The following is a 13,468-nucleotide window of genomic DNA, read 5'->3' as shown; positions in this document are numbered from 1 at the left end:
GCGACTATCCAGACAAGCTCCTAGGGAGACAGTCATGGCTCAGTTCAGCGTCAACGCGCAACGCTTCGACCCGTACAAGAACTTCAAATTCAGGGTGAAGTGGGACGGCCGCTACGTTGCGGGCGTGAGCAAGATCGGCGGGTTGAAGCGCACGACCGAAGTCGTCGAGCACCGCGAAGGCGGCGATCCGTCCACCGGGCGAAAATCGCCCGGACGCAGCAAGTTCGACGCGATTTCGATCGAGCGCGGCGTCACGCACGACCCCGAATTCGAGAAATGGGCGAACAAGGTCTGGAATTTCGGATCGGGCCTGGGCGCGGAAGTGTCCCTGAAGGATTTTCGCAAGGACATCATCATCGAGCTCTACAACGAAGCCGGACAGCCCGCCGTCGCCTACAAGGTTTACCGGTGTTGGGTTTCGGAGTACCAGGCGATGCCCGATCTCGACGCCAATGCCAACGCGGTCGCGATCCAGCACATCAAGCTGGAAAATGAGGGCTGGGAACGCGACTACGAGGTGCCGGAGCCGTCCGAGCCGACCTTCACCGAACCTGCATGATCGGTCATGCGCACCCCGACGGCGAACGAGCTTCTTGCGGCATGGGAGCAGGGACTCGATCAGTCCCCGACGCGGCGTGCGCTGCTGCTGCTGACGGCCGGGTCGTCCGATGTCGCGCCGGACAAGCTCGCTGCCCTGCCGATCGGGGTCCGCGATGCGCGATTGCTTCGGCTGCGGGAATTGCTGTTCGGCGATGCGGTTGCGGCCGTTTCGCGATGTGCCGCATGCGGCGATCCGCTCGACGTGAGCTTTCACGTCCACGACATGCGCGCAGAGCAGATCGAAGCCGGCGATCCCGAAGTCCTGACGCACCGTTTGCAACTGGCCGACTATGACATCGCCTTCCGCCTTCCGGCCAGCGCCGACGTTATCGCAGTGTCATCGCTTGACAAGGACGCGGCGCGCCGCGCGCTAATCTCCCATTGTGTGGTCGAGGCGCAGCACGACGGCGCGCTCACTGCGGCCGGCGAGCTCCCGGACACGATCGTCGCGGCGCTTGCCGACACGATGCGGAAAGCCGACCCTCAGGCGCAGATCGAATTGGCAATGACCTGTCCGGCCTGCGGCCACGACTGGATCGCGCTGTTCGATATCGCAGCGTTCCTCTGGCACGAAGTTCATGCCTGGGCGCAACGCACGCTGCACGACGTCCATACGCTGGCGCGAGCCTATGGCTGGCGCGAAGCCGATATTCTGGCGATGAGCGCGCGCCGCCGGCAGCGCTATCTCGAAATGGTTCGCGCATGAACGATTTTCTGGGCCAGCTGATTGAGCGTGAACGCGGTGCGGCCGCCGCAGTCGCGCCGCGCCTGCCCTCGTTTTACGAGCAGCGGCCGGACGCGCTTCCTGCCGAAACGAAAAGCGAGCTCGAAGACAGCGCCGAAGCGATCCGCGGAGAAATCCCGCGCCGCGCGCGCGCCGCAACGCCACGACGAGCCGCCGTCTGCCGCGTCCACGACCGTCCAACGCGCGGTAGCTCGGTCTGCGCCGCAGGCTGCATCCGACCCGATCTCTCCCGCGCGGCTGCACATTGACGCGGAATCAGGCAAGCCGGAGCGGGGAATGCTTCATGCTTCGATCGCCGCGCCGCTTTCGCCGGAGATCGCAAGCCGCGCTGTTCCTCCAAATGAGCCAGATCAACTGGTGGCGCAAACCACGGTGCTGCCCGTCATGGAGCGGCGGCTTGCGCCACCCGCCGTCGAGCCGCGCGATACCGCCATCACGGCGCCGGTGCCGGACCCGTCGCCGCGCCGGACGGCTTCTCAGCCTGCGGCTACAGCTGAACCCGAGCCGGCCGGTCCGGTGCGATTGGCCCGTCCGCCGCCAGTCGTGCCTGTCATAGCGATAACGCAACAAACCAGCGACAGTGCAGCGGTCCCCACAGTGGCACCCGCTCGAATGCCGCCGGCCTTCGGCGATGTTGCTCCCGCGACTGCGCTGCACGCTGGCGATCGCGCGCAGTCCCGAGGTCGCGAAGCCCCTGCGCCTGCACCCACCGTTCACGTCACCATCGGCCGCGTCGAGGTGCGCGCCGTACAGGCCCCGGCACGCGACCCTCGGCCGGTTCGTGCCGGCGAGCAGCCGATGAGCCTGGATGAATATCTGCGCCGGCGCGGCCAGCGGGGACAGGCGTGAGCACGTCGATCGCCATCGCGGTAGCAACGAGCGCGCTTCGCTCGCTGCTGGAGGCTGGCATTCGAACACTCGACTCCGATCTGTCGACCCTTGATGTGACTGTGACCACGCTCGCACCGGACGAAGCGCTCAAGGACGAGAAGCTGTCGCTCAATTTGTTTCTCTATCAAACCACGATCAATGCGGCATGGCGAAATCTCGACCTGCCGGAGGTGAAGTCCGGCGAGAGAGGCAGGCCGCCGCTCGCCCTCAACCTGCACTATTTGGTCACGCCGTATGGCAAGCAGGCAGGTCAAATTAAGGCCCTTAATCACCGGATCCTTGGCGCCGCGATGAGCGTGCTGCACGATCATCCGGTCCTGTTTCCGGGCGACATCACCGACATTCCGGACGGCGGCCTGCCGGCTCAGTTCGAGCGGCTGCGCATTACGCAGCTGCCGCTGTCGATGGACGAGATGTCGAAGCTGTGGAGCGCCTTGCAAACCAACTTCCGGGTGTCGGCCGCCTATGAAGTCACGGTGGTGCTGATTGACAGCACAATGCAGCCGAAAGCGCCATTGCCGGTGCTGAAGCGGGGCGAGGACGATCGCGGGCCGCAGGCGACGGCAGCCTCGGCCACGGTGTTGCGCGAAGCCCGGGCGCCGCGGTCGCAGCCCGCCGCGCGCCTCGGCGAGGAACTCGTCATCGCCGGAGACAATTTGCGGACGGACGACGCCGTTGTGCGATTTACCAGCCTTATTCCGCCACTGACGACGCAAGTGGTGCCGCCGCCCGTCGTCGACGTCCCGCCATTGCCCGGGGACAAGCCGGACGAAATCAGGATGGTGCTCAACGATATCGGCACTGATCCCGATGCCTGGGGGATCTGGGCGCCAGGCATGTACACGCTGTCGCACGTCGTGGAAAAATCCGGCTCGCCGCGCATGGTCAGCAACAGCATCAGCTTCGCGCTGGCGCCGTCGATCGTGCTGACGCCGAACAGCACGACCGTGGCCAGCGTGGCAGTGGGCGAAGAACTCACCATCACCTGCACGCCGCGCATCCGTGATCGCAAGAATCCGAACAGCGGCTTTGAACCGATTCAGAACGTCATCGTGTGGTTTGGCGATCAGGTGGTGAGGTTGAGGTTCCCGGCCATTTCGAACAAGGACCCGTTGCAGCAGGACAAACCGACCACAATCAAGTTCAACGTGCCGGACGTGGACAAGGGCGTGTATGTCGTGCGCCTCCGCGTCGACAACGTCGACAGCATCCCGGTGATCCTCCAAGGTCCCGCGCAAGTCCCGGCCTTCGATCCGCTGCAACAGATAAGGGTTGGATAATGATCGACGCCGACCAATGGCTGATCAGCAACGACCAGTATCTTTCTGATGCGGTCGGCTCGCTGCGTGCGCGACTGGAATGGCTGGCGAAAAGAGCCTCGCAATCCGGAAGAACAGAGCGTAGCGATACTGTGCCGGACCCAGGCGCCGGCACGGTGTCGCGGTCGCTGTTCCGCCGCACAAAAGCCGTTCCGGATCGCCCCGCATTGACGCCTCCGCGCGAAGCGGCGGGAGAGGGTCTCGGCCCGCCACCGATGCTGGTTCCGGCATCCGATCATTCTCCGGCTTTGCTCCTGCTCGGCAACCGGCTCGGCCTGTCCGAATTCGAGCGCAACGTGCTGCTGCTCTGCGTTGCGGTGGAACTCGATACAAGGATCGCGGGATTATGCGCGCGCGCGCAGGACGATCCCGCCAAGTCCTATCCGACCTTCGCGCTCGCGCTTGCGCTGTTCGACCAGCCGGCATGGGACGTGCGCTCTCCGGAGCGTCCGCTGCGCTACTGGCGCCTGATCGAAATCAACCAGCCGGGCGCGCTGCCGCTCAACGACAGTCCGCTTCGGGCCGACGAGCGCATCGTCAATTACGTCAAGGGGCTCAATTATCTCGACGATCGCCTGCTGCCGATGCTGTCGATGCTGACTCCGGCGGATGAAGGAGCGGACATTCCGGCCTCGCAGCGGACCGTGGCCGACGCGATCAGTGAGGGTCTGCGGCAAACCATCCTTGACGAGGAACTGCCCGCCATCCAGCTGCTCGGCAAGGATGGCGCGAGCAAGCGGATGGTGGCGCAACGCATCGCCGCGAGCCGCCAGTTGCGGCTCTATCGCCTCGCCGTCGAAACGCTGCCGTCGAGCCCGGCGGATCTTGAAGCGTTCGCGCGGCTATACCAGCGCGAACGCATGCTGTTGCCGATCGGGCTCTATCTCGACGTTGCCGACATCGATCGCAACGACGCGCAGGTGCACGTCATCAGGCGCTGGCTCAACCGCAGCAGCGGACTGGTGTTTCTCGACGCGCGCGAGCCGTGGCCGGGGCTGGAACGCGCGCACAGCGTCGTTGATGTCGCCAAACCGTCGCCGGCCGAACAGCGCGACGCGTGGCGCGCTGCATTGGGCGAGGCGGCGGCCGACCACCCCGCGAAGCTCTCCGGGCAATTCAGCTTCAACGTGCCGACAATCCGCGGCATCGCGGATGAGGCGACGGCGGCGACCGCCGGAGCGCTCGCCGCGCGCCTGTGGGAGGGCTGCCTGATGCGCGCCCGTCCGATTCTCGACCAGCTCGCGCAGCGCATCGATACCAAGGCCACCTGGAACGACCTGAAGCTGCCGCGGCCGGAGATGACGATGCTGCGCCAGATCGCCGACCAGGTCGAGCACCGCAACGCCGTCTACGACACCTACGGCTTTCGCGATCGGCTCAATCGCGGGCTCGGCATCAGCGTACTGTTCGCGGGACAGAGCGGCACCGGCAAGAGCATGGCGGCGGAGGTGCTCGCCAGCGAGCTTGGCCTCCTGCTTTATCGCATCGACCTCTCGGCGGTGGTGAACAAGTACATCGGCGAGACCGAGAAGAACCTGCGCAGGCTGTTCAACGCCGCAGAGGACGGTGGCGTCATCCTGTTCTTCGACGAAGCCGACGCCCTGTTCGGCAAGCGCAGCGAAATAAAGGACAGCCACGACCGCTACGCCAACATCGAGATCAACTATCTGCTGCAACGCATGGAAGCTATCAGGGGCTCGCGATCCTCGCGACCAATATGAAGACCATGCTCGACCAGGCCTTCACGCGGCGGCTGCGCTTCATCGTCGATTTCCCGTTCCCCGGCACGGAGGAGCGCGAGGCGATGTGGCGGCGCATGCTGCGGCCCGACCAATCCCGGGATCTCGACTTCGCCCGCCTTGCGCGGCTGAGCCTTACCGGTGGCAGCATCCAGAATATCGCGATCAACAGCGCCTTTCTCGCCGCCCGGGCGGGCGGGCTGGTGACGATGCCTATCGTGCTCGAGGCCGCGCGCGGCGAATTCGTCAAGATGGAGAAGCCAATCAACCCCGCCGACTTCCGCTGGCTGGAAAGCGCCGGAGGGACGGCATGAACATCCGCCTGCACATCGACCGGCTGGTGCTCGACAGGTTGCCGCTCGGCGCGCATGACGGGCGGCTGGTGCAGGCGGCGGTGGAAGCGGAGCTGTCGCGACTGCTGGCGGCAGGCATCGCGCCGGATGCGTTCAGCCAGGGATTCGCGGTGCCGAGCGTGCGTGCCGACGCGGTCCGGCTCGAGGCCGGTGCGACGCCGCAAGGCATCGGCGCGCAAGTGGCGCGAGCGGTACATGGGGGCATCACGCGATGAGCCGGAAGCTGGCAAAACCACCGCCGCATCTGTGAACGCCGCAGCGCCACGCGGTCTGCTGCAGCGCAAATGTGCGTGCGGCACTCACACGATGGCCGGTAACAAATGCGAAGCCTGCGAGCGCACGAGCGGACCGTTGCAGCGCAAGGCGACAAATCAAGGGGCATCCGGCGCCGTTCCCTCGATCGTCCATGACGTACTGCGTTCGTCCGGGCAGCCGCTTGATGCAGCGACGCGCGCGTTCACGGAGCCGCGAGTCGGGCACGACTTCAGCGGCGTACGGGTGCACAGCGGTCCGCTCGCCGCAGCTTCTGCGAAAAGCATTTCCGCACATGCCTATACGGTCGGGCGCGATGTCGTCGTCGGCCACAACACTGATTTGAACAGTCGACGTGACAGGGAGCTCCTCGGCCACGAACTCGCGCACGTTGTGCAGCAAGGTGGGCAAGCGGCGCCTGCATCCAGCGATCTCCCGTTGACGCCTGCCGCGAGTGCGGCGGAACGCGAAGCGGATATCGCCGCAGCCGCTGTCTCTGCCGGCGGTTCGTTCCGGCCACACACGGCAGGCGTGGGCGTGGCTCGTCAGAAGGATGCAGGTGCGCTTGAGCCGGGCGACGCTGGCGTACCCGACGCCGGTGCGGTTGCTGCTGGCGCCGCGGCCGGCGCCGCGACTGGCGTCACGCGCAAGTTTTCTCTCACCTTCGACGATGGTCCGCATGCCGCGAAATTGGGAACCGGCGCTAATCGCACGGAGAAAGTGCTGGATACCCTGAAGGGAAAGAGCATCAAGGCGGGCTTTTTTATCCAGACGGCTGCGCTCGATTCCGAGGGACATGAAATGCGCGGTGGCGCTCCGGCCGGAAAAGCACTTGTCAAGCGAATGGCTGCGGAAGGGCATAAAGTCGCCGTTCATACCGGTGGCAAGATCGACCATCAGGTGCACACCTCGGCAGCAAAAGCCGGCTCGCTAAAAGGAGAACTCGAGTCCGCAAAGAATTACATCGAGGCGCAAACGGGGACCGCCCCCGATTGGGTGCGGCCGCCAAAAGGAAAGTTCGACAAAAGCGTCGAAGCTATTTACGCGGCGGCCGGCCTGACGAACGTCTTGTGGGACATGGATGGCGACCGCGGCGAAGATCTTTCGCTTGCAGTCCTGAAAGGTCGCATCGAATCGGAAATGCAAAATGTACAGCGAAGAGGCTGGAAGCCTACGACGCCGTCGCCGAATATCATCGTGCTCTATCATGATATTCAAAAGGGAACCGCGTCAAATCTGGAGGCCCTGATCGATCATATCGAAGCCACGACTGCCAAGATCAGTGGCGGCAAAGATAAGGCGGATTTTGTCCTTCCCTAGGAGCCCGTCCAGATATGTTTTCGTGACGGGCATTTGTTGTAGAGTAGCAGGCTCAGGCTGCGTTTGCGAGGTTGAACAGCTTGAGGAGGTTATGGACGGTGCAGATCATTGTCCACTCGGCGCGCACTTTCTCGATGCCCCGCAACAGGAACTGGCGGAAGCCTCTTGCCTGTTTGATCTGTCCGAACACCGGCTCCACCACTTGCTTTCGCAATCGGTAGGGTGTTTCGAAGCCGCCATCGTCGATCTTCTTTCGCATGGCCTGTGTCAGCGGGCCGCCGACTTTTCCGTTCGCTACTGTCGGGTGCTTGGCGCGTCCGGGCGCGACATAGCCATCGATGCTGCGTGTGTCGAGCGCTTCGAGATTGGCTTCGCTGCAGTAGCCGGAATCCGCTGAGGCCTGCCGCGGCTTGCGGCCAAGATTGCTCTCGATGGCCTCGATCAGGGGCACCAACTGGCCCTGATCGCTGCCGTGCTGGGTCAGTTCTTGCGCGACAATGATCTGGGCATGTGCATCGACGGCCGCCTGGGCATTATAGGCCTGAACGAAGCCATCCTTCGACTTCATGATGCGGCTTTCCGGATCGGTGAAGTTGCGTTGCGCCTTGGGATTGGGTTCCTCCGATGGCAGCGCCGCCGGTTTGCCCGGCTTCTTGCGGCCTTCGGCCTGGCGCTGCTGTTCCTTTTCGGCCTCGATGCGGCGCTCTTCCTCCGCCGCCAGTTTGGCGTCCGCTTCCAGCGCCGCCATCGCTTGCTGGATCTTCGCCAGCCGTTTCTGCTTGTCGACGGTCCAGTCCGGCAGTTCGTCGCTGTTGCCGAAAGTCTCATCCTCCGAGGCATCCGCCGCCTCGGCGGCCGCCAGCATGCGAGCGACCTCGGCCTTCAATTCCGCCTCGCGCTTCTTCATGCGCTCATAACTCATCGCCTTGTGTTTCGACGCGTTCGCCTTGATCTTCGTACCATCCAGCGCGACATGACCGAGCTTGACCAGCCCGGCCGTCTCGCACAACTTCAGAACCTGCACGAATAGCGCGCCGAGCGCCTTCAAATGTCGCTTGCGAAAGTCGCTGATCGTCCGAAAATCCGGCGCATCCAGCGCCACGATCATCACAAAATCGTTCCGCTCCCGGCAGGCCTTGGCAATCCGACGCGACGAATACAGCCCACTCGCATAGCTATGCAGCAGCAGCGCCACCATCATCCGCGGATCAAACGGCGGCTGCCCAAGCCCGCTCACATAGCTGCCCATGATCTCCCTGAGATCGAGGCTCTCCCGCACCAGATCAACCATAAACCGCGAGACATGGCCTTTCGGCACGAAGTCCTGCACATTCGGCGGCAGAAGCAGCGTCTGATCGATGTTCCAAGGCCGAAAATACTTGCTCATCGCCCAATGTTGAATCAGACCCGACCAGATTTGAACAGCGACTATCCAGACAAGCTCCTAGCCACGGTAATCCTGATGTCACGGACGCGATACGTATTGTACTCGAAATGTGAGGCCGGAGGACGAAATCGATGATCAGGTTACCCAGTTTCCCGCGCGTGCTCAAGCCCGTCTCAGGGGAAGTCGCGCCGCGGTCAGGGCTGGTCCTGCAGCGCAAGTGTGCCTGCGGCAATCACGCGATGGCAGGCGAATGCAACGCCTGCGCCGGCAAGAATGGATTGTTGCAGCGCAAGTCGGCGAACGATAGTGCGGTTCCACCAATAGTGCATGACGTGTTGCGCTCCCCCGGTCAGCCGCTTGATGCGGCAACGCGTGACTTCATGGGATCGCGCTTCGGGCACGATTTCAGCGCGGTGCGAGTCCATACGGGCGCGACAGCGGCGGAGTCGGCGCGCTCGGTCGGCGCCTCGGCGTATACGGCGGGACGCAACGTCGTGTTCGGGCCCGGCGAATATGCACCACATACAAGGTCGGGCCGAAGCTTGATCGCGCACGAGTTGACGCATGTCGTTCAACAGCGTGGACAGGCCGCGGAATCGCCTCGCGAGCTGGGGCCGACAGACGATCGATACGAACGTGAGGCCGATTCTGCGGCACGGGATATCAGTGCCGACGCGGAACCGCATTCCTTCTTGTCGGCGACGTCGGGCAGAACGATTCAACGTCAGGCTCTAGGCGAAGACGAATTGCCGGACGTCGATATCGAAGTGGAGAGCGATGACACCGAGGCGCACGATGGCGACTCGCCGGTCAGTGGATCAGACGTCGCTGCTCTCGACGATGAGACGAGTGCCGAATTCGACATGATGGCCCAACTCGGCGACATCGCGCAGCAGGAATTGATTCCAACACAAGCCGGTGGAGGCGCCAAGCAGAAGGATAAGCCCAAGGACAAGAAAGCGGTCAAGCGAACGGTCACAGAAATAGACGTCGACCAGGCAGCGCAGTCGATGACGGTGACCTGGAGCGATGGCACCGTCGAGACGCATGCAGTGTCTACAGGTAGAGGAGAGGCGAATACCGTGGACGACCCCTGCAAGAATCAAACGGAGAAGAACTGCACACCCAACGACACGTTCAAGGTTAATTCCAGGCGTGGCGGGGATGCAAAGAATAAGGAGGGTGCCGCGATGTCATGGTTCATCGGTTTCGCCGATCCGGACCGGGGTATCGGAATCCACGATAGTCAACCCGTCCCGGGCCACCCTGCCTCACACGGATGCGTTCGCGTCGGAAATACGCCCGAAGATGACGCCTTTGCGAAGAAAATAAACCAGGGCTCTGTAATCGGGCAGACAATCGTACGTGTTCATGGGAAAGCGGCCACCAAGCCATACACGAAGAAAACAACCACGAAATCAAAGAAGAAAAAGAAATGAAGATCAGGCGGACCTGAACGGAGTGGAGCGCGTGTCGGCTGTCACATTCTCTCGCTTGGCCCATCCGGCCGCTCGCGCCAATTGCCGCCCGGAGAGCATGAAGTATCGGTCCGCACTGGCTACGCGCCGACGCCAGCGCCAGACGCTCCGGAACTGCACGAGAGGTATCGAGGCACACGTGGTGAGGTGGCAGCACGAGGCGGTAAGCGGACCAGTCGGGATCGTTATTCCGCCGCACGTGGCGGCCACGCCGGATGAGTGATGAGAGGCTAACCCGCGTACAACAGACGGAGGCTTCAAACGATGATCAGACAAGCCGAAAGACTGCGGGGTCCCGCAGCGACGGCGAAGCCCTCGCCCTATCGGTTGCAACGCAAGTGCGCCTGCGGCAGTCACACCCCAGGGGGCGGCACGTGTGCGTCCTGCGCGGAGAAGGAAAGCAGCCTGCGGCGCGATGCGCCGCAAGTGCGCGCGGCCAGATCGGTTTCGCCGATTCTGCAGGACGTTCTCCGCTTGTCCGGCCGGCCGCTCGACCCAGCAATACGCGCGGTCACGGAAAGCCGCTTCGGCCGTGACTTCAGCAACACTCCGGCCAAGGCGCGCGGCATGTCGCCGGAAGGATCGGACGAGGAGAAACCCTCGCCCCAGCAGGGCAGCGCCACAATCCAGTGCGACGGCAGCGGCGATTACGAACTCGTCTACAACGGTTGGGCCGGCGCGGCGAGCGGCACGAAGGATTGCGTGACGGTCCACGAGAGCTCTCACAGGGAAGACTGGAAAGCCAAGTGGCCGAAGGGCTGTGTCGGGCAACCCAGGGGATACCTCCCGAAAGGTGACCCGCCGGATGCCCCGCTGATGACGGCCGAGGAGTACAAGAAGTTTCTCAAGGAGAGCGAGTGCAAGGCGCATACGGCGGATCTCGCATGCGCCGAGCTGTTGCCCAAGCCGGCCGAGTGCAAACAAACGGTCGAGGACTACATCAAGCTCACCAAGGACCAGAAAGCGAACTGGTGCCCGCCGATGTCGAGAGGAGCAAAGGTCGGCCTCGGCATTCTGGGAGGAGGACTGGCGGGTGCCGGCATAGGCGGGCTGATCGGCGGCTTCCCCGGAGCCGGGATCGGCTTCCTTGTCGGGGCGTTGGTCGGTGGAATTGCAGGAGCATTGCTTTGAGGTGCCGGCAGGCAGGGACAACGCCAGCACGGCAGCAACGGAGAGGTCGTCATGAACGAGGAAGAAGCCGTCAGGCTGGCCACGCTTTATGCCCGGCAACAGGGCTACGATCCAGGCCAATACGAAATTCGCGCCGACAGACGCGATGGCGAATGGCTGATTTTCTTCCGCAGCGGTCTGGCCAGGCCGGGGCCGGGAGACTTCTTCACCGTTTACGTCGACGACAAGTCAAGGTCGGCCCAACGATTGGTGCCGGGCAAGTGAGACGGTTGATTGCATCGCATCCGGACGCTCTCTGGCCAGGCCAATCGGCGCGTTTGGGCGGCTTGCTCCAGTGCCACTGTTCATGCGGAAATCACGCTGCCGCCGGACGCAAATGCGAGGCCTGCACTCGCACAGCCGGGCCAGCCCAACGCACGCTCGCACAACAGAGCGCGGCGGCCGAAGTCCCGCCCATCGTTCACGACGTGCTGCGATCAGCCGGACAGCCGCTCGACGCGGCGGCGCGCGCCTATATGGAGCCGAGATTTGGCCACGATTTCAGCTGGGTGCGCGCCAGCGCGGCGCCGATGCGCGCGAACCTGACGATCGACCCCGCGGACGATGAGTTCGAGCGTGAGGCAGAAGGTGTTGCAGCGCGCATCGCGGAAATCGCACCGGCTGCCGCGCGCCGCGATTTCGGCGACGTGCGGGTCCACACCGGCGGCGCCGCGGCGGAATCGGCGCGCGCCTTCGACGCGCGGGCCTACACGGTGGACCGCGACATCGTGTTCGGCGCGGGTCAATATGCGCCGCATAGCGAGGCGGGCCGGCGGCTGATCGCGCACGAACTGACCCATGTTGTGCAACAAGACACCGGCAGCGATCGCGCGGGCGCAGTGCGGCGTTCCTTCGGCGGCTTCTTCGCGAACCTGTTCCACGTCTGGGGTTACTCGTCCGATACGCTGCAGGCATATTTGAAGAATCTGGATGCGGGTGAGATCGAGAATGACAACGACAGCGACGACAAGGCGCGACAGATCGTCGACGAGCGGAGGGTCGGAGGCAGCCCCTATAGTCTGACCGAACAGCGCAAGGCGCTGCTGATAAAGGAAATGCAATCCGGCCCGCCCCCCGACAATGACGAGAATGCGATTCTCGAAATACTGGAACGCTCCTACAACTACGAGCACGGCTATATTTTCGGCGCCGGCGGTGTCTCGGCAGCCGGCCTCGATTCGGATATCGACGGCGAGGAACACGACTACCTCAAGGATTTCGTTTCGCGCCGGTTCGAGGGCGGCTACGCGGCGGTGGTTGCCGGCACGGTGAAGCCGATCGGGGATGCATTGCCGCTCGGCGCCGCACGGCCGCTTCTGCAAAACTCGACGTCGATGCCCCTGCCCAACGCGGAGGGGAAGTGGAACGTGGCCTGCGCGCTGGGACTCCTGTGCTCGGAGGACAAGGCCGCGGTCGAAGCAATGTCGAAGCTTACGGTACACGTTGCCGATCAGATCATCGAACATTACTGGGCGTTCGACGGCAAGACGTGGGGCGCCAAGTCGCGGCGGCGCGGCGCTGCGCACGACGCCGATGGCAATGTCATGATCCTGAAAAACGAGAGGGATTGCCCCGAAATTGCAAACGACATCATTCATGAATACGCCCACTACAAACAGCCCGGCGGAATGAGTCTGGATGATGTCGAGCTGGACGCCCACACGTTTGCCGAGGATTGGGCGATCAAGCGCGGCGTGCCGGGGAGGCTGGATTTTCGCGCCAAGCAGGAAGGCAGCTCCGAGGATGTTGCGGACAAGGCCGCTATCGAGGAGTACGTCAGGGGCAACTATCCGCGCGGCGGCAACGAAACGTCGCAAGACCGTCTCATCGGCCACACCGAAAGCGGCGAGGCGAAGATCCGCCACCCCGACAAAACGGAATCGACGCGCCCGGCGATCGCCGGAATGGAGCACCAGGATTACGAGAAGACCAAGGCCGGCGTGGACAAGCTGCCGTCGATCACGTCGGATCGCTGGGTTTGTCCGGACGTGCCGGCAAGGAAATGATCGTCGCCGCGCTGTTGCGCCGACAGGATCGAAAAGGAAAATCGATGCGGCGCGCAGCGCCGCAGCCGGCAGGGTCCGCGGGACCGTCGCCGCTTGCCTCGTCGCATCATTGCCGCTGACGCGTGCCTGCGCTTGCGGCAATCATACTCTTGCGCGCGCTTCGTGTGACGCGTGCGCCCGCGATCGGCGAACGGCATCGAGCGGATCC

At 63.6% G+C, this 13,468-nt stretch carries 14 protein-coding genes; 13 read left to right on the top strand and 1 reads right to left on the bottom strand.

The features are described from left to right. Positions 1 to 34: 34 nt before the first annotated feature. The 9 genes from HAP54_RS46605 (at position 35) to HAP54_RS46565 (ending at position 7,219) form a co-directional block, all read left to right on the top strand. Positions 35 to 559, top strand: coding sequence for a phage tail protein (locus HAP54_RS46605; protein ID WP_166298057.1), 525 nt, complete (start codon positions 35 to 37; stop codon positions 557 to 559). Between the two features lie 6 nt (positions 560 to 565). Next, positions 566 to 1,306 carry a phage baseplate protein gene (locus HAP54_RS46600; RefSeq protein ID WP_166298056.1) on the top strand — a complete coding sequence of 247 codons (741 nt, stop codon included), beginning with the start codon at positions 566 to 568 and terminating at the stop codon, positions 1,304 to 1,306. Further along, on the top strand, positions 1,303 to 1,593 hold the full coding sequence (locus HAP54_RS46595) for a hypothetical protein (protein ID WP_166298055.1): 291 nt from the start codon (positions 1,303 to 1,305) through the stop codon (positions 1,591 to 1,593). Before HAP54_RS46600 ends, HAP54_RS46595 begins: the two co-directional genes overlap by 4 nt. Before the next feature lie 109 nt (positions 1,594 to 1,702). Then, positions 1,703 to 2,194 (top strand): hypothetical protein, encoded by a 492-nt coding sequence (locus HAP54_RS46590; RefSeq protein ID WP_166298054.1) that lies wholly within the window; start codon positions 1,703 to 1,705, stop codon positions 2,192 to 2,194. Continuing rightward, complete coding sequence (locus HAP54_RS46585) at positions 2,191 to 3,516, top strand: DUF4255 domain-containing protein (RefSeq protein ID WP_166298053.1); 1,326 nt, start codon at positions 2,191 to 2,193, stop codon at positions 3,514 to 3,516. The genes HAP54_RS46590 and HAP54_RS46585 overlap by 4 nt, the downstream gene beginning before the upstream one ends. Further along, entirely contained in the window at positions 3,516 to 5,276 is a 1,761-nt protein-coding gene (locus HAP54_RS46580) for an ATP-binding protein (RefSeq protein WP_210297451.1), read from the top strand. The genes HAP54_RS46585 and HAP54_RS46580 overlap by 1 nt, the downstream gene beginning before the upstream one ends. Continuing rightward, positions 5,273 to 5,608, top strand: a complete 336-nt coding sequence (locus HAP54_RS46575; RefSeq protein ID WP_210297452.1) for a hypothetical protein — start codon at positions 5,273 to 5,275, stop codon at positions 5,606 to 5,608. The genes HAP54_RS46580 and HAP54_RS46575 overlap by 4 nt, the downstream gene beginning before the upstream one ends. Further along, a complete protein-coding gene (locus tag HAP54_RS46570; protein ID WP_166298052.1) occupies positions 5,605 to 5,862 on the top strand; it encodes a hypothetical protein in 258 nt (85 codons plus the stop codon). The genes HAP54_RS46575 and HAP54_RS46570 overlap by 4 nt, the downstream gene beginning before the upstream one ends. Beyond that, positions 5,843 to 7,219: an eCIS core domain-containing protein gene (locus HAP54_RS46565; RefSeq protein WP_166298051.1), complete on the top strand. Its 1,377-nt coding sequence runs from the start codon at positions 5,843 to 5,845 to the stop codon at positions 7,217 to 7,219. Before HAP54_RS46570 ends, HAP54_RS46565 begins: the two co-directional genes overlap by 20 nt. Positions 7,220 to 7,271: 52 nt before the next feature. Here the strand turns inward: HAP54_RS46565 and HAP54_RS46560 are convergent, their stop codons facing one another. Then, the gene (locus HAP54_RS46560) at positions 7,272 to 8,606 is read right to left on the bottom strand and encodes an IS1182 family transposase (RefSeq protein WP_166202952.1); all 1,335 of its coding nucleotides are present in this window, start codon (positions 8,604 to 8,606) and stop codon (positions 7,272 to 7,274) included. A gap of 131 nt (positions 8,607 to 8,737) precedes the next feature. Here HAP54_RS46560 and HAP54_RS46555 point away from each other — a divergent pair, with 131 nt between their 5' ends. The 4 genes from HAP54_RS46555 to HAP54_RS46540 all read left to right on the top strand — a co-directional run bounded on the left by HAP54_RS46555 (position 8,738) and on the right by HAP54_RS46540 (position 13,260). Next, positions 8,738 to 10,045, top strand: coding sequence for an eCIS core domain-containing protein (locus tag HAP54_RS46555; protein ID WP_166298050.1), 1,308 nt, complete (start codon positions 8,738 to 8,740; stop codon positions 10,043 to 10,045). A 303-nt stretch (positions 10,046 to 10,348) separates the two neighbouring features. Further along, positions 10,349 to 11,215: a hypothetical protein gene (locus HAP54_RS46550; RefSeq protein WP_166298049.1), complete on the top strand. Its 867-nt coding sequence runs from the start codon at positions 10,349 to 10,351 to the stop codon at positions 11,213 to 11,215. 51 nt (positions 11,216 to 11,266) lie between these two features. Then, positions 11,267 to 11,479 (top strand): hypothetical protein, encoded by a 213-nt coding sequence (locus tag HAP54_RS46545; RefSeq protein ID WP_166298048.1) that lies wholly within the window; start codon positions 11,267 to 11,269, stop codon positions 11,477 to 11,479. Between the two features lie 203 nt (positions 11,480 to 11,682). After that, positions 11,683 to 13,260, top strand: coding sequence for a DUF4157 domain-containing protein (locus tag HAP54_RS46540; RefSeq protein WP_210297454.1), 1,578 nt, complete (start codon positions 11,683 to 11,685; stop codon positions 13,258 to 13,260). Positions 13,261 to 13,468 lie beyond the last annotated feature (208 nt).

The organism is Bradyrhizobium sp. 2S1, assembly GCF_011516625.5.
In the GTDB taxonomy this organism is placed as follows: domain Bacteria; phylum Pseudomonadota; class Alphaproteobacteria; order Rhizobiales; family Xanthobacteraceae; genus Bradyrhizobium; species Bradyrhizobium septentrionale.
This window is presented reverse-complemented; position numbering and strand designations above follow the sequence as displayed.